This is a genomic window from Thermaerobacter nagasakiensis (assembly GCF_055396825.1).
On the sequence record NZ_AP043740.1, the window covers coordinates 1,866,101 to 1,891,475 of the forward strand.

A 25,375-nucleotide genomic window follows, 5' to 3' on the forward strand; every position below is an offset into this window, starting at 1 on the left:
GGGACATATGAACCCAGGGGGCCATTGTAGGGGAAACATTTGCAGAACGATCTATACACGGGAACGCCAGGACGACGGCCTCCCGACCCCTCGAGAAGCGCGGCCGGAAACCGTCACCACCGCGGGGACACGGTGGTAGCCTTCCCCAAAGGCCCGCATCATGGGAGTCCGGTGACCCGATGCACATGGCAGCCACAAAACGTGCCCTGATCCCGCCATCAAATCCCATTTGACCGCCGCGCCCATTTCCTGACCAGCAAGACACCGCCCTTTCAGCCTGCGGGCGGGACGGCCCAGCGAAGGGCTCGTCCAGCCGTGTTCTGCCTTGCTGCGGCGGTCGTGCGGCAACCGGATGGGCAGGATTTGCACAGGACATGTATCCCGGCGTCGTGGGACATCGACGAAAACCCGCTTTCCGGCCGTGTTGTGCCCCAGGTTCCGAAGATCGGATCCTTGGAACCAACGTAGGGGGACAATCCGGGACTGAAGTGAGCCCGCCAAGTTCCCAGACTTCGTCATGGCCTTTTGCATGGGTGATGCCATACCCCTTGTTAACCTTGAACGTCACGTATAATATACGCAGCGGGTCCAATATCCTTCGGGAGCGTGATGGTACGTGGCCATTGAATGGATCCGGAAGTCGGACGAGCGGGAAACCCGCAATGCGGGTGCGCTGGCTGTTCACATTCTTCCCAACGCGGTGAGCCTTTCGGCCAGCCTGCGGGAAGCACTCATGTCGACTAACGGAAAGAAGCCCGGCGTCTATGTGCTGTTCGGCGTCAAGGGCCAGAAGCTGGCCCTGGTGAAGGCCGAGCCCGACGATCGGGATGCGTGGTACTTCAACCCCAAGACAGGACGCACCCACAACAAGAAGTTGCTTGCCCTGCTGGCGGAGAAGGGCTTCGGCCAGGGCCGCTACATTATGGAATGGAACAAGCGGGCCAAGTGCTATCTCTCCGTGGAGGCCCAGGCCATCACGCCCCGCCGGCGCCGCACCGCCCGGGCGAGCGCGTAACCGCGGGGACCTGGCCGGGACTCCGGAACCCTGGCGTGCAGGGCCCGGGAGGGCCCCGGCCGGCCAGCAGTGGCGCTTAGACCCCGGAGTTCAATCACCCGTCTACGTTGAACGTGGAGGACCGCTGCGGTGATGCTTGATGCTCGCTACCCGCCTCGCCGCGCGGTCCTCCATGCTCTCAAAACCGCGGGCGGGTGCGCGTCGCCCCGTTTCACCGGGTGGGCGGCTGGCGAGGATGGCACCTGGCGAGGCCTAGCCCCATGCCGCATCGGGGTACCGCCGGCCTCCTCCGGCGGTGGTGGGGCGGCCCCTCCGTGGTGGTATGATATCCTGGATCTGGCGCGGGGCCGGGAAGCTGACACCCGGTGCGGGGTGTGGCACCTGGTTCAGGCAGGGCTGCTGGTGGCCCGTTGGGCCCGCGCCGCACCCTGGGCGCCGGGGGCCGGAAGCCGCTGCGCGCCCTGGTGCGGGGCCCGGTTCGGCCGCTGCCACGGGACGATGCCGGTCCACCCGGTGGTGCCGTCGGGTTGCACAAAACGCCGGCAGCGCCGGGGAAGCGCGGCAGGCCGGGGACCGCACCGCAGCCCGGCGGCGCACCCCCGGCCCCGCCAGGCACCGGCGGCAAGGAGGGCGGCAACCACCTTTATGCGAATCGGGATGTTCAGCGACAGCTACACGCCGTACATCAGCGGCGTGGTGCGCTCCATCCAGACCCTGCGACAGGGGATGGAAAGGGCGGGCCACGAGGTGTACGTGTTTGGCCCGCGCTATCCGGCGGCCCTGGGCGGTCCGGGCGACCCCCAGGAGGAATCGCGGGTGGTCCGCTTCCCCTCGGTAGCCGCACCCCTGTATCCCCAGTTTCGCATCCCTGTCCCGCGCCAGAGCCGGGTGCGGGAGGCGGTGGCACGCCTGGGCCTCGACATCCTGCATACTCACACGCCCTTCGTCATGGGGCGCATGGCCCTGGATGCGGCGCGCACGCTGAACCGGCCCCTCTGCTTCACCTTCCACACCCGCTATGACGTCTACCTCCGCCACTATGCTCCCGGCGCGGGCTCCGTTCTGGCCCCGGCGCTGAACGCCTACGTGCGCCGCTTCTGCAATGCGTGCCAACTGGTGATTGCGCCCACCCGGGCCATCGCCCGGGAGGTGGCCGGCCTGGGGGTCCAGGCGCCCATCGAGGTCGTGCCCACGGGCATCCCCGTGGGACGGTTCGCGGGGGTCGACCCCGCCGAACGGATGCGGGTGCGTTGCCAGCTGGGGTTCGCCAGCCAGGACGTCGTCTTGCTTTACACGGGACGGCTAAGCCGCGAGAAGAACCTGCCCCTGCTCCTGCAGGCTTTCCGGTTGCTGGCGGCCGAGCGGCCGCAGGCACGCCTGGTGCTGGTCGGCGACGGCCCCCTGCGGGAGAGCATGGAGCGGGCGGTGGCCGCCTGGGGCCTGTCGGGCCGGGTCCGGCTTCCAGGGGCCGTACCGCCTGAGCGGATCGCCGCGTTCTACCGCGCCGCCGATGTCTACGTGTTCCCGTCGGTGACCGAGACCCAGGGGCTTGTGGTGATCGAAGCCATGGCCGCGGGCTTGCCCGTGGTCGCGGTGGCCAGCGAGGTGTCCCACGAGGTGGTGGCGGCAGGGAAAGCGGGACTGGTGGTGGCAGAAGAGGCGGGCGAGCTGGCCGCCGCTTGCCGGCGCCTGGTGGACGACCCCGCCCTGCGCGCCAGAATGGGCCGGGCCGCCCAGCAGGCGGCCCAGGCATACGATAGCGATGTCATCCTGGCGCGCATCCTGAAGCTGTACCAGGAGCTTCTGGCGGTGCCCCACCGGCGACCTGCCGCCGTGCCGTGAATGACGGGCCTCGGCCATGGCACCGCGGACCGGCAGGTACCGTGCCGCGGCCTGGGCCCGCGGCCGGGTGCCGTAGACCCGCCCTCGCGTGCCGTGGGCTGGCGGCCCGGGCGCCGCGGTCCGCCGGCCGCCCGAGATCGGGTGGCCGGTACCCCGTCTCCGGGGGCGCTGCCGGCCCCGGGGCGGCCGGCGCGGCGCGGGCGTGAGCCGGAGGCGCCGCCCGGGACCCGGTTGCCACGCGCGGCGGCACCGCCGCACGGAGTGGCCGGGGCGAGCAGCCGCTGCAGGTCACTCGGTACCGGGCAGGGTTTCCTTCAGCCGCTGAAGCTCCTGTCCGAGTTCCTCCACCTCGCGGCGGGCCAGGTCGAGGAAGAATTCCAGCTCCTCGCGGCGCTGCGGGTCACCCTGCTCCAGCTGGCGGCGGCACTCGTTGTAGATGTCAAGGGCACGGTCGACCCGCTCCCGCAGTTCCTCCAGCCGCTCCCGGGGACTGGAGGTGGCCGCCGGCTCGTGCGGGTCCAGGACCGCCTCCAGCCACGGGGGTCGCGGGCCGGTATCCAGGGCCAGGTAGATGTCGATGTCCCGCTCCGCCAGGACCGAGATCAGCAGCACCGGGTCGGCCACCTCGGTGGTGCCGACCCAGGCCCGGAACCAGCGCCCCGTCCAGATGCGGGCATGGGGGGTGGCCAGGACGATGCGCGCTGCGGCCGGGTCGGCCCCTTCGGCGGCGGCGACGAAGTGGAGGCGATCCAGGCGCGCGGCCAGAAAGCCCAGCAGCATCATGAGGCCGGGGTGCTGGGGGAGCATCCGCGAGAGGTTCATCAGGGCGATCATCTTCTCCCGTTGCCGCTCCATCTCCCTCGCCTCCTGAATCTAAGTGTACACCGCGAAGGGGAAAGGGGGACCCGGCATGGCAGGACCCGGAACGGCGGGCCCGGTTCCACCGGTGGAGGTTGAGTGCTGGACCCTTCATGGCCAGCGGCGCCGCTATCCCGCCGAGCAGGTGCGGTTTCGCCCGGCCGTCTACGGCGTGGCGGTGGATGGAGGCCGGGTGCTGCTGGGACGATCCGCCTTCACCGGCCGGCTGGACATTCCGGGCGGCGCCGTGGAACCTTGGGAGTCGCTGGAGCAGGCCCTGCGCCGCGAGTTCCGGGAGGAAACCGGGGTCGAACCCGAGCCCATCGAGCTCTTCCACTTCACCGAGAACTTCTTTGCCTTTTTCAACCACCCGTTCCACTCCCTGCGGTTCTACTACCTGGTCCGGGTTCCCGCGGGTGCCACCTTCACCCCGCAGCCCGGCGAGGTGACGGAGGTCTCCTGGGTGGATCTGGCCATGGCGCCGGCCGACGCCTTCGCCCCAGGGGATCGGGAGATCCTGGAGAAGGCCGTCCGCAGGGCCGCGGGCCGGCGGTGAGGGACACCGCCAGGACGCCGGGGTGGCGGGGCGGGGCGGGACGCCTCCGCCGGTCGGCCCGGCTGCGAGCTCCAGGAAGGGCCGGCGCCGGGCGCGAGCCCGTCCCGGGCTGCTGGAGGAGCCGCCCGCCGCGGGGGCGCACCGGTGGGGCCGCCGAGGGACCGTCCGAGAGGGTTGGCCCCGGGCAGGGAACCGCCCCGGGCTGTCGAATGGCAGTGCCGTTCCGGCCGGTCCGGAGCGGGCCCCACCGCCGCCCGCAGCCGCCGGAGGCCAGGAAGGAGGGCGTCCTTTGAGTGGGGATCGCACCGCGGCGGGCGGGTTGCGCCGCACCCCCCTGTACGACGAGCACCTGGCGCTGGGAGCGCGCATGGTCCCCTTTGCCGGCTGGGCCATGCCGCTGCAGTATACCGGCATCATGGAGGAACATCGCGCCGTCCGCCAGGCCGCGGGACTCTTCGACGTAAGCCACATGGGCGAGATCGAGATCTCGGGGCCTGGCGCCCGCCAGGCGCTCCAGCGCCTGGTGACCAACGACGTCGAGCGGCTGGCTCCCGGCCGCGCCCTGTACACGGTGATGTGCACCCCCGAGGGGGGCATCGTCGACGACCTGCTGGTCTACCAGGTGGCCGAGCAGCGCTACATGCTGGTGGTCAATGCGGCCAACACCGCCTCCGACCTGGACTGGGTGCGGGAGCACGTGGCCGGTCCTGAGGTGACCGTGGCCGACCGCAGCCTGGAGACGGCCCTGATCGCCCTGCAGGGGCCGCGGGCCCAGGCCATCCTGGCCCGGGTGACCGACGGCATCGACCTGGAGTCCCTCCGCCCCTTCCATTTCGTGGGCGGCTGGGAGGGCATGATCTCGCGCACCGGCTACACCGGGGAAGACGGTTTCGAGATCTTCCTCAGCTGGGAAGGCGCCCCCGCCATCTGGCGCGGAATCCTGGCGGCCGGCCAGGACGAGGGGCTGGTGCCGGCGGGCCTGGGCGCCCGGGACACCCTGCGCTTCGAGGCCTGCCTTCCCCTGTACGGCCAGGAGCTGGACCGGGAGACCAGCCCGCTTGAGGCCGGGCTGGATTTTGTCGTGAAATGGGACAAGGGGCCGTTCATCGGCCGCGAGGCGCTGCTGCGCCAGCGGGAGCAGGGCCTGCGCAAGAAGCTGGTGGGTCTGCGGCTGCTGGAGCCGGGGGTGGCCCGCACCGGCTACCCGGTCCTGGACGACGAGGGGCGGGAGGTGGGCCGGGTGACCAGCGGCACGGTGGCGCCGACGCTGGGGGCCAGCCTGGCCCTGGCCTACGTGCCGCCGTCCCTGGCGGTGCCGGGCCGGCGCCTGGCGGTGGGCATCCGCGGCCGGGCCGTGGCGGCTCAGGTGGTCGAGACTCCCTTCTATCGCCGGCGGCGGGGAGGTTGATGAGGGTGGCTCACGAGGTGCCGGAAGGCCTGTACTACACCGAGGAGCACGAGTGGCTGCGGGTGGAGGGCGAGGAGGGCGTGGTCGGCATCACGGCCTACGCCCAGGACCAGCTGGGGGATGTGGTCTTCGTCGAACTGCCCCAGGTGGGCGCCGAGTACCGGGCCAAGGAGGCCTTCGGCGTCGTGGAGTCGGTGAAGACCGTCTCCGACGTGTACATGCCCGTTTCGGGGCGGGTGGTGGCCGTCAACGGAGCGCTGGCCGACCGGCCCGAACTGGTCAATCAGGATCCTTACGGCGAGGGCTGGCTCGTCCGCATCCAGATTCTCAACCGGGACGAACTGGCCGGGCTCCTGGATGCCGCGACCTACCGCCAGCGCACCAGCTAAGGTAGGGAAAGCCATCATGGCGATCAGCTACATACCCCACACCGGCGAGGACCGGCAGGCCATGCTGGCCGCCCTGGGCATCCGGTCGGTGGAAGAGCTGTTTGCGGACATTCCACCGGATCTCCGGCTGCAGCGGCCCCTGGCCCTGCCGCCCGCCCTCAGCGAACCCGAGCTGGTGGCCCACCTGGAAGGACTGGCCGCCGCCAACACCGGGGCGGCCAAGGTCTGCTTCCTGGGGGGCGGCGTCTACGATCACTTCATCCCGTCGGTGGTCCCCTACCTGGCCGGCCGGGGAGAGTTCGCCACCGCCTACACGCCCTACCAGCCCGAGGTCAGCCAGGGCACCCTGCGGGCCATCTTCGAGTTTCAGACCATGATCGCCGAGCTGGCCGGGCTCGACGTGGCCAACGCGTCCATGTACGACGGAGCGACGGCACTGGCCGAGGCCGCCTTCATGGCCGTCAACATCGCCCGGCGGGAGCGGATCGTGGTGCTGGGCGGCGTGCATCCTGAGGCGCGCCAGGTGGTCGAGACCTACGCCGGCGGGCAGGACCTTCCCGTCACGGTGGTGCCCGTGGACCCCGGTCTCGGTACCACGGACCTCAAGGCCCTGGATGAGGTGCTGGCCGCGGGCGACAGCGCCTGTGTGCTCCTGCAGCAGCCCAACTTCTACGGGTGCCTGGAGCCGGCGCCCGAAATCGCGCGCCGGGCCAAGGCGGCAGGCGCCCTGGTGGTGGTCAGCGCCGATCCCGTCAGCCTGGGGCTTCTCGAGGCGCCCGGCCGCTACGGTGCCGACATCGTGGTCGGCGACGGCCAGAGCCTGGGCTTGCCCATGGCCTACGGAGGACCCCACTTCGGGTATCTCGCCTGCCGGGGCGAGTACGTCCGGCGCCTGCCGGGGCGCATCGTCGGGCGGACCCTCGACCGCGACGGGCGGGAAGGGTACGTGCTCACCCTCCAGACCCGCGAGCAGCACATCCGGCGGGACCGCGCCACGTCGAACATCTGCACGAACCACAGCCTGATGGCGTTGACCGCCACGATCCACCTGGCGGCCCTGGGCCCGCGGGGCCTGCGGCGGCTGGCCGAGATCTGCCTGCACAAGGCCCACTACCTGGCGGAGCGGATCGAAGGACTCCCCGGGTTCCGCCGCGTGTTCCAGGCCCCCTTCTTCAAGGAGTTCGCCGTGGCTTGTGAGCGGCCGGACTTCGACCCCGCCGCCGCCGCCCTGGCGGCCGGCTACCTGGTGGGACCCGACCTGGGCCGCTGGGAGCCCGAGCGGCGGGGACAGCTGCTGGTGGCGGTCACGGAGCGCCGCACCCGCCAGGAGATGGACGGCCTCCTGGCGGCCTGGGGGGTGAGGGAATGATGGACCACGACCAGCCGCAGCGTCCTGGCGGACCCCAGGCGGCCGCCGGGGTGCCTGCGGGTGCCCAGGCGGCGGAGGGCGTGCCGGCCGGGCCCCAGAACCGGGGACCGGTGGCGGACCGGGGCTCGCCGGCGCCGGCCGCCATGGCGGCCGGAACGGCGCCCGGGCAGGCCGAACCCGCCCCCGTGGGGGCCGAGCCGGAGCCGCTGATCTTCAGCTACAGCCGGCCCGGCCGCGGAGGCATGGTCTGGCCCGAGCCCGACGTCCCGGTGCGGCCTGTGGAGGAACGGGTGCCGGCCGAACTGCTGCGCCAGGAGGCCCCCGCCCTGCCGGAGGTGGCCGAGGTCGACCTGGTCCGGCACTATACCCGCCTGAGCCAGATGAACCACGCCGTGGACACCGGGTTCTACCCGCTGGGCTCGTGCACCATGAAGTACAACCCCAAGGTGAACGAGCGGGTGGCGGCCTTGCCCGGCTTTGCCGGCCTGCACCCGTACGTGCCCGACGAGCTGGCTCAAGGGGCGCTTCGGCTCATGTGGGAGCTGGAACGGGCGCTCTGCGAGATGGGCGGCATGGCCCGGGCCACCTTGCAGCCGGCGGCCGGGGCCCACGGGGAACTGACGGGCATCCTGCTGATCCGGGCGTATCACCGCGCCCGGGGCCAGGGCCACCGCCACAAGGTCATCGTGCCCGATTCCGCCCACGGGACCAACCCGGCCACGGCCGCCATGGCCGGCTACCGGGTGGTGGAGGTGCCCTCCGACGCCCGGGGCGGGGTCGACCTCGGCGCCCTGGAGGCCGTGCTGGACGACGACGTGGCCGCCCTCATGCTGACCAACCCCAACACCCTGGGGCTCTTCGACGAGAACATCCACCGCATCGCGGAGATGGTCCACGCCGCGGGCGGGCTTCTCTACTACGACGGCGCCAACGCCAACGCCATCCTGGGCATCTCGCGCCCGGGGGACATGGGCTTCGACGTGGTCCACTTCAACCTGCACAAGACCTTCTCCACGCCCCACGGCGGCGGCGGGCCCGGGTCGGGCCCGGTCGGCGTGAAGGAGGAGCTGGTGCCCTTCCTGCCGGCGCCCCTGGTGGAGCGGGACCCGGCCACGGGCCGGTTCTACCTGGACTACGAACGGCCCCAGGCCATCGGGCGGATGCGTTCCTTCTACGGCAACTTTGCGATCCTGGTCCGGGCCTACACCTACATCCGGGCGCTGGGGGCCGAGGGCCTGCGCCGGGTCAGCGAGGACGCGGTGCTCAATGCCAACTACGTCATGCGGCAGCTGGCCGGCCTGTTCCGGCTGCCCTACGACCGCACCTGCATGCACGAGTTCGTCCTCTCGGCCGCCAACCTCAAGGAGCGCACGGGGGTACGGGCCCTGGACGTGGCCAAGCGGCTGCTGGACTTCGGGATCCACCCGCCGACCATCTACTTCCCGCTCATCGTGGAAGAGGCGCTGATGATCGAGCCCACGGAGACCGAGAGCAAGGAGACCCTCGACCGCTTCGTGGCCGTCATGCGCCGGATCGTACGGGAGGCCCAGGAGGAACCCGAGGTGGTCCGGCAGGCGCCCCACACCACGCCGGTCAGCCGCCTGGACGAGGCCCTGGCGGCGCGGCGGCCCGTGTTGCGCTGGCGGCCTGAAGGGGAGGACGCGCGATGAGCCGCGGGGAGGAACGGGTGCCGGGCGCCCAGGACCGCGCCGGCGAGGCCGGTCAGGGAGTCCGGGAGGGAGAGGCCCGCCGCCCTGCGCCCGGACCCGAGCCCGGCTCGCGTCCGGGCGGCGGTGCGGTGGAGGCGTCGTTGCGGGCGCGGATCCGGCAAGTGCCCGGCTATCCGGTCCCGGGGGTGACCTTCCTTGACATCACCCCGCTCCTGGCCGACGGGGCGGCCCTGGGCCAGGCGGTGGAGGCCCTGGCCGCGGCCGTGGCGGGGATCGAATTCGACCGGGTGCTGGGTATCGAGGCCCGCGGGTTCATCCTGGGGGCACCGCTGGCGGTGCGCCTGGGCAAGGGCTTCATCCCCGCCCGCAAGCCGGGCAAGCTGCCCCTGGAGGTGGCCCGCCAGGAATACCAGCTGGAGTATGGCCAGGCGGCCATCGAAGTCCACCAGGACGCCATCCGGCCCGGCGACCGGATCCTGATCGTCGACGACGTCCTGGCCACCGGAGGAACCAGCGCCGCTGCCGCCGCCCTGGTGGAACAGCTGGGCGGCCGGGTGGCCGGATTCGCCTACCTCATCGAGATCGTTGCCCTGGGGGGCCGCCGGCGCCTGGGAGATCGCCCGGTGCGGGTCGTCCTGCCCTCCTGAGGAGCGGATCGGCCGGGCGGGCACGGGCCCGCGGCCCGGCCCCGGCCCGGGGGCCGGGCCATTCCATGCCCCCGGGCCAGGGGCCGGAGGATTCCATGCCAGGGGAGGCGAAGCATGATGGCCTTGACGGTGCCCGCCGATCGCGCAACCCAGACGGCCCAGCGCCTGGCACGGCTGCGGGAGCGGATGGCGGCAGAGGGACTGGAAGCGGTCTGGATCGGCAGCCCGGCCAACCGCCGTTACCTGAGCGGCTTTTCGGGCAGCTCGGGGTGGCTGCTCATCACCGCCACCGGCGCCCAGCTGTGGACGGACTTCCGCTACCTGGAGCAGGCGGCCCAGGAGGCCCCGGGCTATGAGGTGGTGCGCCACGAGGCGCAGGTGTACGCCCACCTGGCCCGGCACCTGCAGGAGGTGGGGGTCCGCCGGCTCGGCTTCGAGGCCGAGCACGTGCGCTACGGCGACTGGCAGCGCCTGCGGGCGGCCCTGCCGGAAGAGGTCGAGCTGGTGGGCATCAGCGGCTGGGTCGAGCAACTGCGCCGGGTGAAGGATGAGGTGGAACTGGCCCTCATTCGCGAGGCCGCGCGCCTGGCCGACGAGGCGCTCCTGGAGGTCCTGGCGGGGCTGCGGCCGGGGGTCACGGAGCGCCAGCTGGCGCTGGAGCTGGAGTTCGCCATGCGCCGGCGCGGGGCGACGGCGGCGGCCTTCGACCTGATCGTGGTCTCGGGCCCGCGCTCGGCCCTGCCCCACGGGCAGCCGGGGGACCATGCCATCGAAGCCGGCCAGTTCGTCACCCTGGATTATGGGGCCGTGGTGGGCGGGTACTGTTCCGACTGCACCCGGACGGTGGTGGCCGGGCGGGCCACGCCCCGGCACAGGGAAATCTACCAGGTGGTGCTGGAGGCCCAGCGCCGCGCCGTGGCCGCCATCCGGCCCGGGGTCAGCGGGGCGGAGGTGGACCGGGCCGCCCGCCAGGTGATCGAAGAGGCCGGCTACGGCGACCGGTTCGGCCATGCCACGGGCCACGGCGTGGGCCTGGAGGTCCACGAGGGTCCCCGCCTCTCGGCCCTGGCCGAGGAGGACCGGCTGGAACCGGGCATGGTGGTGACGGTGGAGCCCGGCATCTACATTCCGGGGTGGGGCGGCGTGCGCATCGAGGACCTGGTGGTCGTCACCGCCGACGGCGGCGAGATCCTGACCCGGGTCAGCAAGGAGCTGCTGGAGGTGGGCGTGGCCTGAAGGCAGGCCGGGGCCTGCAGGCGTGCCCGGAAGGAGGCTGGAGGCATGATCCAGGCAGGGGATTTCAAGAACGGGATGACCGTGATCATCGACGGCCAGGTGCACCAGGTGCTGGAGTTCCAGCATGTCAAGCCCGGTCGCGGCCAGGCCTTCGTGCGGGCCAAGATCCGCAACCTGGAGACGGGGGCCACGGTGAACCGCACCTTCCGGCCGGACGAGCGCTTCCCGCCGGCGCCCATCGAGAAGCGGGAGATGCAATACCTGTACGATGCCGACGGCCAGTACTTCTTCATGGACACGGAAACCTACGACCAGGTGGGCCTGAGCGCCGCCCAGCTGGGGGACGCGGTCAACTTCCTCAAGGAAGGCATGGTGGTGAAGGTCCTGCAGACGGGCGAGAAGACCCTGGGCGTGGAGTTGCCCACGGCCGTCGACCTCAAGGTGGTGGAGACGGAACCCGGGGTCCGGGGCGATACCGCCCAGGGCGGCTCCAAGCCGGCCCGGCTGGAGACCGGAGCCGTCGTGCAGGTCCCCCTCTTCGTCAACGCCGGTGACGTGATCCGGGTGGACACCCGGACGGGCGAGTACGTGGAACGGGTTTCCTGAGAGCCGCCCGCTTCCCCGCGGCCAGACCCGGCAGGAGGCGCGACTATGGCGCCCGCCTGCCGGGCACATTTTTTATGAGAAGGGGGGCGACGCCATGGCCCGCTTGCGCCAGCGGGTAGCCTACCTGAACGGGCTGGCCGCGGGACTGAACTTGTCCGCCCAGTCGGCCGAAGGCCGGGTGCTGGCCGGCATCATCGAGGTCCTGGATGCCATGGCCGAGGAAATGGAACGGCTCGACGGGCGGTTGGGCGAGCTGGCGGAATACCTGGGCGAGCTGGACCAGGACCTGTTCGACCTGGAAGAGGCCGTTAGCGGCGAAGGGACGGGCGACGGCGACCTGTGGGACGAAGAGGACCTTCCGGAGGCGGCGGACGGCGAGGCCGGCGACCAGGACGAAGAGGCGGCCCCGGGGGACTTTGAGGGGGCCCTGGTCTTTGACGCCGGGATCCCCACCCGCCACCGCGAGGACGGCACCGGGCCCGGACGAACGCGGCAGGGGGACGGGCAGCTGGTGGACGGGCTTTTGCTGGAATGTCCCCACTGCGGCACGCAGTATGCCGTCGCCATGGACGAGCTGGAGTTCGACCGGGAGCCGGAAGAAGACGAGAACGAGTTCGAATGGGTCTGCCCCCACTGCGGGGAGGTGGTCCACGACTTTCTGCCCGATGCCGACCCCGACGACAGCGACGACCCGCTGGAGGCGGGCCCCCGCCAGACCGCAGCCATGGAGCGGCCTGCGGGCGACGGCGCCGCCGCCGGGGCCCCGCCCGGGCGCCGGGAATCCGGGACGAGCCCGGCCCCGGTGGCGCCAGCCGGTGCCGGCACGGCGGCCGCCACCGCCGGTGGCGCCACGCCGGTGGCCCCCTTCTAGCCCACCCATCCGCTTCCCCTCGATGCCGATCCCGTTCCCCTGGCCGCAGCCCGGAGGTGCTCCGGGCTGCGTTTTTTTGCTGCCCCCCGGCGGCCTGTGTTAAAGGGGTCAAGCCCCTCATATACCTGGGAACGAGGTTGGACAGGGGGGGCAAGCCCATGGCCACGGACCGGCACGCCACGGCCTGGCGGCCCGTCTTCGCCACCCGGACCCGGCCGGGTGCGGAAGCGGCGAGGGCGGTGGTCGCGGCTCCTCGGGAAGGAAGGGGAGCGGCCGCCACCGGCGGCCCCGGCGCGATTCCGGGCGGCCCCGGCGCGATTCCGGGCGGCCCCGGCGCCGCTTCGGGCGCAAGAGCCACCGCCGCTCCGGGCGGGGGAGCCGCCCCCGGTCCGGATGCCGCCTCCCCGGGGGCGGAAGCCACGTGGGCGTCGCTGCTCGAGTCCCTGGCGCCCGCCCTGACGGAGCGGCTCCGGCGAGTGCCGCCCCAGGTCCACCGGCAGGTCGACGAGGTCCGGGTGGTGGCCGGGTCCCCCGTCTGGCTGCTGCTGGCCGGGGGCGAGGGTTTCGTGGACGCTGCCGGGCGGCTGGTCCCCGTCCCCGGCCAGGCCCCGGCGGTGACCCCGGCGGAGGTGGCGGAATGCCTGGAACGAATGACGGCCAGTTCCTGGTACGCGGTGCAGGAACAGGCCCGGCAGGGGTTTCTCACCCTTCCCGGCGGGCACCGGGTGGGGCTGGCCGGAGAGGTCCAGGTGGAAGGGGGTCGGGTGGAGCGGTTCCGCCGGGTGCGCGGCCTGGTCATTCGCCGGGCGCGCCCGGTCAGCGGGTGCGCGACCCCCCTGCTCCCCTACCTGGTCGAACCCGCCCGCCCGGGCCCGTGCCTGGCCAGCACCCTGCTGATCGGCGCGCCCGCCAGCGGCAAGACCACCCTGCTGCGGGATCTGGCCCGGCTGGCCAGCGCGGGCGTGCCCGGGACCCTGGCGGGCCGGCGGGTGGCGGTGGTGGACGAGCGGGGAGAGCTGGCCGCCGGCGGTGCCTTCGACCTGGGACCCCGGACGGCGGTCCTCGAGCACTGCCCCAAGGAGGCCGGCATCCCGCTGGCCCTGCGCGCCCTCTCCCCGGAGGTGCTGGTCACCGACGAGCTGGGGGGACCCCACGATGCCGCAGCCGTGGCGGAAGCGGTCCACGCCGGGGTCACGGTGGTGGCCACGGCCCACGCGGGCAGTGTGGCCGACCTGGAGGCCCGGCGGCAGCTGCGGGCCCTGGAAGCAACCGGCGCCTTCCGCCGTCTGGTCCAGCTGACCCGCCACCCCCGGCCCGGGACGGTGGAAGCCGTCTACGCCCGGGGTCCGGGCGGACGCTGGATCGCCCTGACATCCGGCGGGAGGGGGTGACGGGCATGGGGTGGCTGGGTTTTGCCCTGGTGCTGCTGGCCTGTTCGGCCTGGGGGTGGCAGCGGGCAGCCGAGCTGGCCCGGCGACCCGGGGAGCTGAGGATCCTGCGCAGCGCCCTGCAGGCCCTTGAAAGCGAGATTGCCTTCGGGGTGACGCCGCTGCCCGAGGCCTTCGGGCGCATCGCCCGGCTCTACCCCGAACCGGCCGCGACCTTGTTCCGGCAGGCGGCCGCCCTGCTGGCGCCGCCCCGGTCCCAGACCGCGGCGGCTGCCTGGGAGGGGGCGGTGGACGCCCTGGCCCGCACGAGCGCCCTGACCCGCGAGGATGGTGGCATCCTGCGGGCCCTGGCCCCCTACCTGGGGGCCACGGGCCGGGACGACCAGGTCCGTCACCTGCGGCTGGCCATGGCCCGGCTGGAGGCGGCCGAGACCCTGGCCCGGGACCTGGACCAGCGGTGGGGGCGGCTGTACCGCTACGGCGGCGTGCTGGCGGGGGCCTTCATCGGGCTGCTTCTGCTGTAGCGGCGCGAGGGGAGGAGGCGCGGCGGTGATCGACCCCAACCTGATCCTGCGGCTGGCCGGCATCGGCATCATCGTCACCGTGGTCTACACCTTGCTGAAGACCGCGGGACGGGAGGAGTACGCCTTCACCGTCCTGCTGGCGGGACTGGCGGTGGTGCTCTGGATGACGGTCCAGGTCATCGTCGAGCTGTTCGAGACCATCCAGAACCTCTTCGATCTGGGCTGAGAGCCATGACCGTCGCCCAGGTGGTCGGCATCGCCCTGGTGGCCAGCGTTCTGCTGGTGCTGCTGCGGCAGGCGCGGCCGGAGTGGGCGCTGCTGCTGAGCATCGTCACCGCCGTGGCCGTGTTCCTCCTGCTGGTGGACGACATCGCAGCGGTGATCCGCGTCCTCCAGCAGGTGGCGGACCGGGCCGATCTGGACGCCCGCTACACCGCCACCCTGCTGAAGATCGTCGGCGTGGCCTACCTGGCCGAGTTCGGCGCCCAGCTTTGCCGGGACGCCGGCGAATCGGCCCTGGCCGCCAAGGTCGAACTGGCGGGCAAGGTCGTGATCCTGCTGCTGGCCGTGCCCATTCTCATGGCGGTGCTGGAGCTCCTGGTCGGCCTTCTGCCGGACTGACGCGGGCCAGAGGGGAGGTGGCAGACCGTGGCAAGAGAGGCGCGGGGGCAAGGGCTGCAGGTGAAGGCCGCGAGGCCTGCGGTGCACTGGCGCCGGGGCTTGCAGCCTCCATCCCGGGGATGGCCGGTCCCACCCCGGGCCGGCAGCGGACCCGCCGCCGGCCCGGTCCTGGGCCTCTGGGCCCGCGGTGCCCTAGCCCTCCTCGTGCTGCTGGTGCTGCCCTTCCTACCCGGGACGGCCCTGCTGGCCGGGGCCGCCGCCCCGGCCCCGGATACCGGCCCGAGCCCGAGCCCGGCCGATGAGGGCGCACCGGCGGGGGCGGGCCGGGGAGCGGGGCAACCCCTCCCCTGGACCGCCGGCCTGGCGGCCGGTGCCGTACCGGTCGAGAGCCCCCGGGCCGGTGCTCTGCCGGCCGCACCGGCGGGGAGTGGAGGCCCGGGGTCCGGGGGGATCGCGGCCAGCCCTGCCGGAGGGACCGCGGCCGGCCCCGGCCCGGCGGCGGCCGCCCCGCCCGCTGCCGTGGACGTGGAGCAGCTGGCCCGGGAGCAGTGGGAGGAGACCGAAGGCGCCACCGGTTTCCTGGAGGCCCTGGACCGGGTGCGCCAGCAGGTGGGGGAGGCCATCCCCGGCCTGGACTGGGAGCACACCCTGGACGCCCTGCGGCGCGGCGAGCTGCCCTGGAGCGCCGGCGACCTGCTGGGGGCCCTGCTCCGGGCACTGGCCGGCGAGGTGCTGACCAACGGGGGCCTGCTGCTGCGCCTGCTGGTGCTGGCGGTGCTCCTGGCGGTCCTGCAGGCCATCGAGAACGCCTTCGACAACGAAGCGGTGGCCCGGGCCGCGTATGCGGTGACCTATCTGGCGCTCATCGCCCTGGCCCTGGTCAGCTTTCGCGATGCCCTCACCATCAGCCAGCAGGCCATCCGCGGCCTGGTGGACTTCCTCCTGGCCAGCCTGCCGGTGCTGCTGACCCTCATGGCGAGCACCGGTGCCCTGGCCACGGCCGGGATCCTCCACCCGCTGGTGGTGGCCACCGCCCACACGGTGAGCGTCATCGTGGGCCAGTGGGTCCTGCCCCTGATCTTCCTGGCGGCGGTGGTGGACATCGCAGGGCACTTCCCGGTAGGAAACTCCCTCTCCGGCCTGTCCCGGCTGCTGCGCCAGGCGGCGCTGGTGATCCTCGGCCTGGCCGGCACGGTGTTCCTGACGGTGGTGGCCATCCAGGGCGCCGCGGGCAGCGTGGCCGACGGCATCGCCCTCCGGACGGCCAAGTACCTGGTGGGGACGTTCATCCCGGTGGTGGGCGGCATGCTGTCGGACTCGGTGGAACTGGTGGTGACGTCCTCCCTGCTGCTGAAGAACGCCGTCAACCTGCTGGGCATGCTGGCGGTCTTCGCCCTGGTGGCCTGGCCCCTGCTCAAGCTGGTGGCCCTGGTCTTCGTCTACCGCCTGGTGGCGGCGGCGATCCAGCCCGTGGGGCCGGGGCACGTCGCCGGGGCCCTGCAGTCCATGGGCGACCACCTGGTGCTGGTGGGGGCGGCCACGGCCGTGGTGGGGCTGATGTTCTTCATCGTCATGGCGGTCATGCTGGCGGCGGGCAACGCCGCCGTGATGATGCGCTAGGAGGGCCGGCATGGGGGCGCTCAGCGACTGGGTTCGCCAGGTGGTCATGGTCCTCGTCCTCACCGGGGTGGTGGAGCTGGCGCTGCCCACCGGGGCCCTGCGCCGGTACGTCCAGGTGGTGCTGGGGCTGCTGGTGCTGCTGGCCATCGTGCGTCCGGTGCTGGCCTGGCTGGGCAGCGAGCCGGCGACCCTGGTGCCGGCCTGGCAACAGGTCTTAGAGGGCATGAGCGCCGGGCCGGGCCGGGCAGGCGGCCCGGCGGGGGCCGTGGGTCCCCAAGACCTCCAGGCGGCCCGGGACCGGACCCGCAGCCTGGCCCTGGACCTGCACCGGCAGCGGCTGGTGGCGCTGATCCGGGATGAGGTCCGGGCGGTGGTGGGCACGGAGCCCCTGGCCATCGACCTGGACCTGGTCACCGACCCCGGTTCGCCCCGCTGGGGAGCGGTGACCGGCCTGACCGTCCACCTGCCCGCCCGCCGGCCGGCGCCCGCGCCGGGGGGCTTCCCGCCCGGTGCTTCCCCGGACCCGTCCAGCGGCCCGCCCGCCCCCGGCGACTCCGCACCGGACCAGGGTCCTCCCGGGCCGGGCAGCGCCGTCCGCCCGGTGGAACCCGTCCGCATCCCGCCGGTGGTTCCGTCAGGGAGCAGCGGGCCGCCTGCCCCGGGCGGCGCGCCGCAGGGTCGGGGAGGGCGGCCGGCGGGTCCTGACCTCGCGTCCGGCGGCGGGCCGCTCCCCGCAGCGGAGCGCCGGGCGCTGGCCCAGCGCCTCCAGCAGGCCCTGGCCTCACGCCTCGGCCTGGATCCGGCGGCCGTGGGGGTGGTGTGGGTGGAAGCCGTGGAGGGAGGTGATGGCGGTGGCCCAGGGTGACGGCCGGCGCCCCGCCCTGGCGCTGGCCCTGGACTGGCGGGATCCCCGCCGGCGACAGCAACTGCTGCTCGCCGCCGCCCTGATGGTGGGCGTGGGCCTTCTGGTGGCAGGCCAGTGGCGCCAGGGGGGTGCAGGCCCGGCGCCGGCGGTGGCACCGGCTGGGACCGGGACCGCTTCCGCCCCCGCTGCGACGACGGACCCGCTTCAGCCCATGGCCGCGGATCTGGCGGCGCGGCTGGAGGCGATCCTCTCCGGCGTCCAGGGGGCGGGCCGGGTCCAGGTGGAGGTGCACCTGGCCCGGGGACCTCGCTACGAATATGCGGCCAACCAGGTGGCCACCGAACGCCGCATCGAGGAACAGGATTCCGGCGGGGGCCGCCGGACGACCACCGAGCAGCGCGACGAGCGCCAGCTCTTGAGAGGAGGGGGGGACGAAAGGGCACTGATCAGCGAGGTGGACGCGGTGGAGATCGCAGGGGTCCTGGTGGTCGCCGAAGGCGCCGCCGACCCCGATGTCCGCGCCGCCCTGACCCAGGCGGTGGCGACGTACCTGCACCTGCCCCTGCACCGGGTGATGGTGCTGGCAGGGCAACCCAGCCCATGAGGAGGGAACGGGCATGACCAAGGCTCAGGCGGCATCGCCGGCACGGTTTCTCGTCTTCCTGGTGGTGGTGGCAGTGGTCTTTGCATACATCGCCGCCAAGTGGGACGACTTCAACCACCAGAGCGCCCTGTACGACGGCAGCTCGGGTGTGGCCAGCTGGGACCAGCAGGGAACGGGGACCGCGGATCTGACCGGCACCTCCGGTGAACCCGGCTCCACCGGGTTGCCGGGCGGCGAGGCGGGTGCGGGCGCCACCGGGAGCCAGGCCGGTGCCGTGCCCGACGTGGAGGCGGGCAGCTTCGCCGAGCTGCGGGTCCAGCGCACGGCGATCTATGACCGGCAGATCGAACAGCTGCAGGCCATCGCCAGCGACCCCAACGCCAGCGCCAGCGCCCGCGAGCAGGCCCAGCAGGCCCTGGTGCAGCTCACCCAGCGCCAGGGGGTCGAGCAGCAGATCGAGCAGCTGATCAAGAGCAAGGGCTATGAGGACGCGGTGGTATTCGTCTACGACCAGGCCGCCATCGTGGTGGTCAAGGCCGACCGGTTCGCCCAGGCGGACGCCGCCCGCATCGCCGACATCGTCCGCCAGGTCACGGGCATCGGGTATGAGGGCATCCGCATCGTCACGCGGAACAGCTGAGAAGGGCCGGCATGCTGCCGCGCGGGCCGCCCTTCCGGGCCGGACCCGGCGCTGGCGGGGCGGCGCCCCGCCCCGGGGCGCCGCCCCGGGCGTGCGCGGCCGCGGCAACCGCGGCTGGCCGCGGTTGCCGCGGCCGCTGTATAATGACAGCGCTGCGGCGGTTCCGGGAGCCGGCCCCCGGGGCGCGGGAGGTGGCGCGGATGGAGGAGCAGGGCGAATTTCTTCCCCTTCCGGGCGAGGATGAGGGAGGCCACGTTCGCATCGCCAGCGAGGTGGTCAGCGTCATCGCCGGGATCGCCGCCATGGAGATCGACGGCGTCGCGGGGATGGCCAGCGGCGGCCTGGTGGGCGGCCTGTCGGAGATGCTGGGTTGGAAGAACCTCGGCAAGGGCGTCAAGGTCGAGGTGGGCGAGCGGGAGTGCACCATCGACCTCTTCATGATCGTCCACTACGGGGTGCGCATCCCGCAGGTGGCCGAGCGGGTGCAGGATAACGTCAAGCGGGCCGTCGAAACCATGACCGGGCTGCGGGTGCGCGGCGTCAACATTCATATTCAGGGTGTGGCCTTTCCGGAGGCCCAGCGGGAGCAGGAGGCCCGGGCCAGGTAGGGCCTGCCAGGCCGGGGGCCTGCGGCTGCGGCCCCCGGCCGGCGCCGGCAGGGGCAGGATCCCGGGCCGGCCCCCAGGCCCCTGGGGCTGGGATGAACCCGGTGCCCTCCCGGTTCCGGGTCTTCCCCGCCGGGGCGGCGGTGGACAGGCCCTGCGGCCCGTTCGGCCGTGCCCTGCCGGGACGGCGGGGTCCCACACCCGGAGGGGGGCAGCCGATGGCCCCGTGGAACGCAGCACTGGCGGTAGTGAACTCCCTGCTCCTGGCAGGCGTGGGCGGGGTCTTGCTGGCGGCTGGCCTGGCGGGCTGGCTGCCTCCGGGCACCCTGCCGCCCGCCTGGTTGCCCGGACCGCCCGCACCCGGCGGGTGGCTGGTCGCTATCGTGGGCTTGGCGTTCGTCCTCAGCGGGCTGCATGTGACCTACCACGCCTTGCGGCCCCGCCGCCGGGACGCGGTGTCGGCGGCTACGGAGCTGGGGGAGGTCCGCACCGCCCTGGCGGCGGTGGAGGAGCTGGCCCGCCGCACCGGGCTGCAGGTCCCCGGGGTGCGGGACATCCGGCCGCGGGTCCAGGCCGGACGGGATGGCATCCGGCTCCGGGTCCGGGCGGAGGTCCTGCCGGATCATCCCATTCCCGATGTGGCACCGCAGCTTCAGGCGCGGCTGCGGGAGGCGGTGGAGACCATCGTGGGTGCCCGGGTCGCGGAGGTCCGCGTGGTGGTCGAGCGGATCGCTGCAGAACGGCGCCGCCGGGCCGAGTGAAGCCGGCGCTCCGGGTGGCGCCTTGCCGGCGTTGAGGGGACCCGGCGGGCCGGAAGGCGGTGGGGATGTGGAGGACGACCGGGGGTTCTGGCAGCGCCATGCCGGCAAGATGGCCGGGGCGGCAGCGGGCTTCCTCGTCGCCCTGCTGGTCAAGTGGATCGGCCTCGGATGGACCCTGCTCGGCTTGGCCCTGGCGTGGCTGGGCCTCCAGGTGGGAAGCCGCATCGACGAGGGCGACTGGGAATGGCCCGAGGCCTGGGAGCGGCTCTGGAACCGGTGGAGCAAGCGGGCGTAAAAGGCGGTTCCTCCGGTCCCGGAATGCGACCGGGGCGGGGGGCCGCCGGGAGGTGAGGGCATCTTTGGCGGCGGGAAGCGGTGGACCGGCCGGCGGGCCCCGGCGGAGAGGGCGTGAAATCGCCCTGCAGGTGCTGTTCCAGTGGGAGGCGGCGGGCCACCCCCTGGAGGCCGGCCTGCAATGGGCGGCCGGCGAGTACAACCCGGGGGAGGAGGTCCTGGCCTTTGCCGCGGACCTGGCCGGCGGTGTCACCCGCCACCGGCTGGATATCGACGGGCTCATCGCCCGCTACGCCCGCGACTGGGACCTGGAGCGCCTGGCCCGGGTCGATCGGAACATCCTGCGTCTGGGGATCTACGAGCTGCTCTATGCCGGCCGTCCCGACGTCCCGCCGCCGGTCGCCATCAACGAAGCGGTGGAACTGGCGAAGCGGTACAGCAGCGAGGACGCCGCCCGCTTCATCAACGGGATCCTGGGCCAGCTGGCCCGGGACCGGGGACTGGCGGGTGAGGGCCGGCCCGCAGCGCCGGCCGCCGCGGGACAGGGTGAGTCGGCAGGCGGGGCGCCCGCCGGTGAGGGCGGGAGCGGGGCGGCACCTTCTGCCCCGATGACCGCCGGCGCACGCCCCGCCCCGGCCCCAGGTACCGTGCCGGGCTCGGGCCAGCTGGGCGGTTTAATCCGGCAACCGGGGGAGGGAACCGGGGGTTGACGGCGGGACATCTTTGGGACGGCCGGCCCGTCGCGGCGAGGGTGCGGGCGGAGGTGGCCGCCCGCGCCGCTGCTTTCCGCAGGCAGGCCGGCCGCCCGCCGGGGCTTGCCGCCATCCTGGTGGGGGATGACCCGGCCTCCCGGCTGTATGTGGCCAACAAGGCCCGGGCCTGCCGGGAGGCGGGACTTTACTCCGAGGTTCACCACCTGCCCGCGGGAACGCCGCAAGCCCAGCTGGTGGACCTGGTCCGGTGGCTCAACGGGCGCCCGGACATCGACGGCATCCTGGTTCAGTGGCCCGTGCCCGCCGGGATCGATTACGAGGCCGTGCTGGCGGAGATCGATCCCGGCCGGGACGTGGACGGGTTCCACCCGGTGAACACCGGCGCCCTCTGGCGAGGCCGGCCCCGGCTGGTGCCCTGTACCCCCCTGGGCATCCTGCTGCTCCTCCGCGCCTACGGGATCTCTCCCCGCGGCCGGCGGGCGGTCATCGCCGGCCGCAGCCCCATCGTGGGCCGCCCCCTGGCGGGCCTGCTTTTGATGGAAGACGCCACGGTCACCATCTGCCACTCGCGCACGCCCCAGCTGGAAGAGGCCACGCGGGCGGCGGACATCCTGGTGGTGGCGGTGGGTCGGCCCGGACTGATCGGGGCCGGGCACGTGCGGCCGGGGGCGGCGGTGATCGATGTGGGGATCAACCGGGTCGACGGCCGGGTGACCGGCGACGTGCGCACCGCGGAGGTGGCCCGGGTGGCGGCGGGCGTCACCCCGGTACCCGGCGGCGTCGGGCCCATGACGGTGGCCATGTTGCTGGCGAACACGGTGGAGGCTGCCCGGGCGCGGGCAGAAGGGCGCCCGCCCGACAGCCTGGCCGCTTGGGGCCGGCTGGGGGAGGCCTGGTCATGAGGAGCCCTGAACCCCGGCCCCTGGCCTGGCGCCGCCCGGCTCCGGGGAGCGAACCGGCCGCCGCAGCCCGGCCCCTGGCCTGGCGCCGCCCGGCTCCGGGGAGCGAACCGGCCGCCGCAGCCCGGCCCCTGGCCTCCGGGGGAGCGGGCTGGCCGGTGTGGGAGCCGGATGCCGGTGTCCCGGGGGGCGTCCGGCCTGCAGACCCGCCGGCGCCCTGGCCGGGAGGCGCCCTGGTTTCAGGCGGGGTACCGGCCGGGGTCCTGACGGTATCGGAGCTCACGGCCCGCATCCGCCTGCGGCTGGAGTCCGACGCCCGGCTGCGGCAGGTCTGGGTGCGGGGCGAGCTAAGCAGCTGCAAGCGCCACTCCTCGGGGCACCTGTACTTCTCCCTGCAGGATGAGGGGGCCACCCTGCGCTGTGTCATGTTCCGCAGTGCCGCCCGGCACCTGGGCTTCACGCCCGAGGACGGGATGGAAGTGCTGGCCCTGGGCCGGGTGGGGGTGTACGAGCCCGCCGGCACCTACCAGCTCTACGTGGAGACGCTGGAACCGGCCGGTTTGGGCGCTCTGTACCTGGCCCTGGAGCAGCGCCGGCAGCGGCTGGCCCGGGAGGGGCTGTTCGACCCCGCCCGCAAGCGGCCCCTGCCGGCCTGGCCGCGGTGCATCGGCGTCATCACCTCGGCCGACGGCGCCGCCCTGCGGGACATCCTGAAGGTGGCCCTGCGGCGCAATCCCCGCCTCCAGGTGGTGGTGGCTCCCGTGCCCGTACAGGGGGAAGGCGCGGCCCAGGCCATCGCCGAGGCGATCCGGCGCTTCAACCGCTGGGGCCGGGCCGACGTGCTGATCGTCGGGCGGGGAGGGGGCGCCCGGGAAGATCTGTGGGCCTTCAACGAGGAAGAGGTAGTCCGGGCCGTTGCCGCCAGCCGGATTCCCGTCGTTTCCGCCGTGGGCCACGAGGTCGACGTCACCTTGTGCGACCTGGCGGCGGACGTGCGGGCGCCCACGCCCTCGGCGGCCGCGGAGGTGGTGGCGCCCGAGCTGGCGCCCATGGAGCGGCGGCTGGCCGAGCTCGCGGGCCGCCTGGAGGGCGGTGTCCGGCGCCGGCTGGAGCGGGCTCGCCGGCGCCTGGAGGAACTGGCCGGCCGTCCCGGCCTGCGCCACCCGGCCCAGCAGGTGGCCGCGTGGCGCCAGCGCCTGGAGCGGCTCCGGCAGGATCTGGCCCGGGCCGCCGGCTGGCGGGTGGCCGGGGGGCGCCAGCGCCTGGCGAGCGCCACGGGCCGGCTGGAAGCGCTGAGCCCCCTGTCGGTCCTGGGCCGGGGCTACAGCATCACCCGGACCCGGGACGGGCGCGTGGTCACCCGGGCGGGGCAGGTACGGCCCGGCGACCGGGTGGAAGTGCTCCTGGCCCGGGGCCGGCTGGATGCCCAGGTGCTGGCCAGCTGGCCCGGTGAAGGGACCCCTTTGCCCGGCGGTGATGGGGGCGAGGAGGAACGGTGATGCCTCGTCGGAGGAACATCAACGAAAGCCGGGATCGCGGCTCGCAGCAGGCCGGGCCGGCGTCCGGCCCGGAACCGGTGATTCTGGCGGGCGACGCGGTGTCCCCGGGTTCGACGGAGGCGCCGGCCGGTGCGCCCGCAGGGGACCCGCCGGCGGTGGGGAACCCGCCGGCTGCGGGGACCGGCGGGCCCTCGGCGGCGGCTCGGGCCGGGACCCGGACGGTCGAGCCCGCCGGCAGGCCCGGGGACCAGGGAGCCGGGGCCTCCGCGGCCCCGGACGGCGGGGGCTCTCCTGGTGAAGCCTCGTTTGAAGAAATGCTGGCCGAGCTTGAGGCGATCGTGACGCGGCTCGAGTCCGGCGACGAGCCCCTGGACCGGGCGCTGGCGCTGTTCCAGCGGGGCATCGGCCTGGTTCGCCGGTGCAACCAGCTCCTCGATGCCATGGAACGCAAGATCCAGTGGCTGCTGGAAGACGCGGCGGGGACCGTCGTGACCCGCGAGGCCCCGGAGCTGGAGCCGGCAGCCGCAGAAGGCGAGGGCCACTGATGGCGGAAGGACGTGAAGAACGCCGCGCAGCTCTACCGCCCGTGCAGAGCGCCGCCCGGGAGCCGGCTGGCGCGCCGCCGGGCGCGGCGTCCTGGCGCCGGGAAGTGGACCAGCTGGTGCTGCGCGCGCGCCGTGCCCTGGACCAGGTGCTCCCCCCGGTCACCGCGCCGCCGTCGCGCATCCACGAGGCCATGCGCTACAGCACGCTGGCGGGCGGCAAGGCCCTGCGCCCCGTCCTGCTGATGGCCGCCGCGCGCTGCGTGGGCGGTCCCCAGGCCGTCACCCCGGCGGCGGAACGGGCGGCGGCCGCCGTGGAGCTGGTCCACACCTACTCGCTGATCCACGATGACCTGCCGGCCATGGACGATGACGACATGCGCCGGGGGCAGCCGGCCAACCATGTGGTCTTCGGCGAGGCCATGGCCATCCTGGCGGGGGACGCCCTGCTGACCCTGGCCTTCGAGGTGCTGGCCGGCTTGCCCCGCTGGGGCGCCGATCCGGCGGTCGCCCTGGCGGTGGTGGAGGAACTGGCCGTGGCGGCAGGGACGGCCGGGCTGATCGGCGGCCAGGTGGACGACCTGGCCGCTACCACGGCGGCGGGCCTGGATCTCGCGGGACTGCAGTCCATCCACCGCCGGAAGACGGGCGCCCTGTTCCGTGCCTGCGTGCGCATGGGCGCCCGCCTGGCCGGCGCAACGGCTGCGGAACTGGACGCCCTGACCGCGTTCGCCACCGCCTTCGGCGAAGCCTTCCAGATCGTGGACGACATCCTGGACGTCACCGGAAACGAGGCGGAGCTGGGCAAGCCCGTGGGAAGCGACGCGCGCCAGGGCAAGGTCACGGTGCCCGGCCTGGTGGGTCTGGAGGCGGCCCGGCGGCTGGCGGCGGCGGCGACGGAGCGCGCCGTGGCCAGCCTCGAGCCCCTGGGCGACCGCGCCGGCCTGCTGGCCTGGCTGGCCCGGGACCTGCTGGAGCGCCGGCGCTGACGGCAGGCGCCGGCGTGGACACTGCGAGGTCCCCGGTGCGGCGCGGCCGCCGCACCGGGGAAGCACGGACCGCCGCACCTGGAAGGGAATGGTGTCGCCGGCGGCGAAAGGTCCTTGCGGCGGCGGCGCGGCCATGATATCGTAAGCGACCTGCGGCGCGGCGTGATCGGGCGCGGCGCGGGGCATCGCCCCCGGACGGGACCGGTGGCCGTCGGCGGTGATTGCGATACAATAGGCTTTGAACAGGCCTTGCACTGCAAAACAGGCCGGCACGACCAGGTTTTGCAGGATTCATCTTTGACAACTTTTGTCTGCGGGTGGCGCAGTATCCTAGTCGGCACCCG

Annotated in this window: 28 protein-coding genes; 27 read left to right on the top strand and 1 reads right to left on the bottom strand. The window is 73.4% G+C overall.

Features of this window, described 5'->3' with window-relative positions; genetic code table 11:
• Nucleotides 1–616 precede the first annotated feature (616 nt).
• Both ACZ5T9_RS07910 and ACZ5T9_RS07915 read left to right on the top strand, forming a co-directional pair.
• Nucleotides 617–1,015: a hypothetical protein gene (locus ACZ5T9_RS07910; protein WP_464832532.1), complete on the top strand. Its 399-nt coding sequence runs from the start codon at nt 617–619 to the stop codon at nt 1,013–1,015.
• A gap of 645 nt (nt 1,016–1,660) precedes the next feature.
• A complete protein-coding gene (locus ACZ5T9_RS07915) occupies nt 1,661–2,857 on the top strand; it encodes a glycosyltransferase (protein ID WP_464832534.1) in 1,197 nt (398 codons plus the stop codon).
• Between the two features lie 288 nt (nt 2,858–3,145).
• Here ACZ5T9_RS07915 and ACZ5T9_RS07920 read toward each other — a convergent pair whose 3' ends face one another.
• Complete coding sequence (locus ACZ5T9_RS07920) at nt 3,146–3,712, bottom strand: hypothetical protein (protein ID WP_464832535.1); 567 nt, start codon at nt 3,710–3,712, stop codon at nt 3,146–3,148.
• 55 nt (nt 3,713–3,767) lie between these two features.
• On the opposite strand from ACZ5T9_RS07920, the gene ACZ5T9_RS07925 reads away from it, so the two are divergent.
• The 25 genes from ACZ5T9_RS07925 (at nt 3,768) to ACZ5T9_RS08045 (ending at nt 25,031) form a co-directional block, all read left to right on the top strand.
• Nucleotides 3,768–4,271 carry an NUDIX hydrolase gene (locus ACZ5T9_RS07925; protein ID WP_006904755.1) on the top strand — a complete coding sequence of 168 codons (504 nt, stop codon included), beginning with the start codon at nt 3,768–3,770 and terminating at the stop codon, nt 4,269–4,271.
• Nucleotides 4,272–4,560: 289 nt separating this feature from the next.
• Nucleotides 4,561–5,679, top strand: coding sequence for a glycine cleavage system aminomethyltransferase GcvT (gcvT, locus tag ACZ5T9_RS07930; protein ID WP_464832537.1), 1,119 nt, complete (start codon nt 4,561–4,563; stop codon nt 5,677–5,679).
• Between the two features lie 5 nt (nt 5,680–5,684).
• On the top strand, nt 5,685–6,068 hold the full coding sequence (gene gcvH, locus ACZ5T9_RS07935; RefSeq protein WP_006904757.1) for a glycine cleavage system protein GcvH: 384 nt from the start codon (nt 5,685–5,687) through the stop codon (nt 6,066–6,068).
• A gap of 16 nt (nt 6,069–6,084) precedes the next feature.
• Nucleotides 6,085–7,437 (top strand): aminomethyl-transferring glycine dehydrogenase subunit GcvPA, encoded by a 1,353-nt coding sequence (gene gcvPA / locus ACZ5T9_RS07940; RefSeq protein WP_464832538.1) that lies wholly within the window; start codon nt 6,085–6,087, stop codon nt 7,435–7,437.
• Between the two features lie 143 nt (nt 7,438–7,580).
• Entirely contained in the window at nt 7,581–9,107 is a 1,527-nt protein-coding gene (gcvPB, locus tag ACZ5T9_RS07945) for an aminomethyl-transferring glycine dehydrogenase subunit GcvPB (protein WP_464834415.1), read from the top strand.
• 128 nt (nt 9,108–9,235) lie between these two features.
• Nucleotides 9,236–9,754 carry an adenine phosphoribosyltransferase gene (locus ACZ5T9_RS07950; protein ID WP_040827726.1) on the top strand — a complete coding sequence of 173 codons (519 nt, stop codon included), beginning with the start codon at nt 9,236–9,238 and terminating at the stop codon, nt 9,752–9,754.
• Nucleotides 9,755–9,871: 117 nt separating this feature from the next.
• A complete protein-coding gene (locus ACZ5T9_RS07955; RefSeq protein WP_006904761.1) occupies nt 9,872–10,990 on the top strand; it encodes a M24 family metallopeptidase in 1,119 nt (372 codons plus the stop codon).
• Between the two features lie 45 nt (nt 10,991–11,035).
• Complete coding sequence (gene efp / locus ACZ5T9_RS07960) at nt 11,036–11,596, top strand: elongation factor P (protein ID WP_464832539.1); 561 nt, start codon at nt 11,036–11,038, stop codon at nt 11,594–11,596.
• 94 nt (nt 11,597–11,690) lie between these two features.
• The gene (locus ACZ5T9_RS07965) at nt 11,691–12,467 is read left to right on the top strand and encodes a CD1247 N-terminal domain-containing protein (RefSeq protein ID WP_464832540.1); all 777 of its coding nucleotides are present in this window, start codon (nt 11,691–11,693) and stop codon (nt 12,465–12,467) included.
• A 158-nt stretch (nt 12,468–12,625) separates the two neighbouring features.
• On the top strand, nt 12,626–13,858 hold the full coding sequence (locus ACZ5T9_RS07970) for an AAA family ATPase (protein ID WP_464832542.1): 1,233 nt from the start codon (nt 12,626–12,628) through the stop codon (nt 13,856–13,858).
• 5 nt (nt 13,859–13,863) lie between these two features.
• Nucleotides 13,864–14,379, top strand: coding sequence for a stage III sporulation protein AB (locus ACZ5T9_RS07975; RefSeq protein WP_464832543.1), 516 nt, complete (start codon nt 13,864–13,866; stop codon nt 14,377–14,379).
• Nucleotides 14,380–14,404: 25 nt separating this feature from the next.
• The gene (gene spoIIIAC, locus ACZ5T9_RS07980) at nt 14,405–14,605 is read left to right on the top strand and encodes a stage III sporulation protein AC (protein ID WP_006904766.1); all 201 of its coding nucleotides are present in this window, start codon (nt 14,405–14,407) and stop codon (nt 14,603–14,605) included.
• A 5-nt stretch (nt 14,606–14,610) separates the two neighbouring features.
• Nucleotides 14,611–15,000, top strand: coding sequence for a stage III sporulation protein AD (gene spoIIIAD / locus ACZ5T9_RS07985; RefSeq protein ID WP_464832544.1), 390 nt, complete (start codon nt 14,611–14,613; stop codon nt 14,998–15,000).
• A gap of 27 nt (nt 15,001–15,027) precedes the next feature.
• Nucleotides 15,028–16,620, top strand: a complete 1,593-nt coding sequence (gene spoIIIAE, locus ACZ5T9_RS07990; RefSeq protein WP_464832545.1) for a stage III sporulation protein AE — start codon at nt 15,028–15,030, stop codon at nt 16,618–16,620.
• A 10-nt stretch (nt 16,621–16,630) separates the two neighbouring features.
• Nucleotides 16,631–17,485 (top strand): stage III sporulation protein AF, encoded by an 855-nt coding sequence (locus ACZ5T9_RS07995; RefSeq protein WP_464832546.1) that lies wholly within the window; start codon nt 16,631–16,633, stop codon nt 17,483–17,485.
• Nucleotides 17,466–18,089, top strand: coding sequence for a stage III sporulation protein AG (locus ACZ5T9_RS08000; RefSeq protein WP_464832547.1), 624 nt, complete (start codon nt 17,466–17,468; stop codon nt 18,087–18,089). Before ACZ5T9_RS07995 ends, ACZ5T9_RS08000 begins: the two co-directional genes overlap by 20 nt.
• Nucleotides 18,090–18,102: 13 nt before the next feature.
• A complete protein-coding gene (locus tag ACZ5T9_RS08005) occupies nt 18,103–18,729 on the top strand; it encodes a SpoIIIAH-like family protein (RefSeq protein ID WP_464832549.1) in 627 nt (208 codons plus the stop codon).
• Nucleotides 18,730–18,929: 200 nt separating this feature from the next.
• Nucleotides 18,930–19,337: an Asp23/Gls24 family envelope stress response protein gene (locus ACZ5T9_RS08010; RefSeq protein ID WP_006904772.1), complete on the top strand. Its 408-nt coding sequence runs from the start codon at nt 18,930–18,932 to the stop codon at nt 19,335–19,337.
• 215 nt (nt 19,338–19,552) lie between these two features.
• Complete coding sequence (amaP, locus tag ACZ5T9_RS08015) at nt 19,553–20,095, top strand: alkaline shock response membrane anchor protein AmaP (protein WP_464832551.1); 543 nt, start codon at nt 19,553–19,555, stop codon at nt 20,093–20,095.
• 67 nt (nt 20,096–20,162) lie between these two features.
• Nucleotides 20,163–20,390: a DUF2273 domain-containing protein gene (locus ACZ5T9_RS08020; protein WP_006904774.1), complete on the top strand. Its 228-nt coding sequence runs from the start codon at nt 20,163–20,165 to the stop codon at nt 20,388–20,390.
• A gap of 52 nt (nt 20,391–20,442) precedes the next feature.
• Nucleotides 20,443–21,099 carry a transcription antitermination factor NusB gene (nusB, locus tag ACZ5T9_RS08025; RefSeq protein WP_242823400.1) on the top strand — a complete coding sequence of 219 codons (657 nt, stop codon included), beginning with the start codon at nt 20,443–20,445 and terminating at the stop codon, nt 21,097–21,099.
• Nucleotides 21,096–22,004: a bifunctional methylenetetrahydrofolate dehydrogenase/methenyltetrahydrofolate cyclohydrolase FolD gene (folD, locus tag ACZ5T9_RS08030; RefSeq protein WP_006904776.1), complete on the top strand. Its 909-nt coding sequence runs from the start codon at nt 21,096–21,098 to the stop codon at nt 22,002–22,004. Before nusB ends, folD begins: the two co-directional genes overlap by 4 nt.
• Nucleotides 22,001–23,500, top strand: a complete 1,500-nt coding sequence (xseA, locus tag ACZ5T9_RS08035) for an exodeoxyribonuclease VII large subunit (RefSeq protein WP_464832552.1) — start codon at nt 22,001–22,003, stop codon at nt 23,498–23,500. Before folD ends, xseA begins: the two co-directional genes overlap by 4 nt.
• Nucleotides 23,500–24,045: an exodeoxyribonuclease VII small subunit gene (gene xseB, locus ACZ5T9_RS08040; protein ID WP_464832553.1), complete on the top strand. Its 546-nt coding sequence runs from the start codon at nt 23,500–23,502 to the stop codon at nt 24,043–24,045. The genes xseA and xseB overlap by 1 nt, the downstream gene beginning before the upstream one ends.
• Nucleotides 24,045–25,031 carry a polyprenyl synthetase family protein gene (locus ACZ5T9_RS08045; RefSeq protein WP_464832554.1) on the top strand — a complete coding sequence of 329 codons (987 nt, stop codon included), beginning with the start codon at nt 24,045–24,047 and terminating at the stop codon, nt 25,029–25,031. The genes xseB and ACZ5T9_RS08045 overlap by 1 nt, the downstream gene beginning before the upstream one ends.
• Nucleotides 25,032–25,375: the final 344 nt, after the last annotated feature.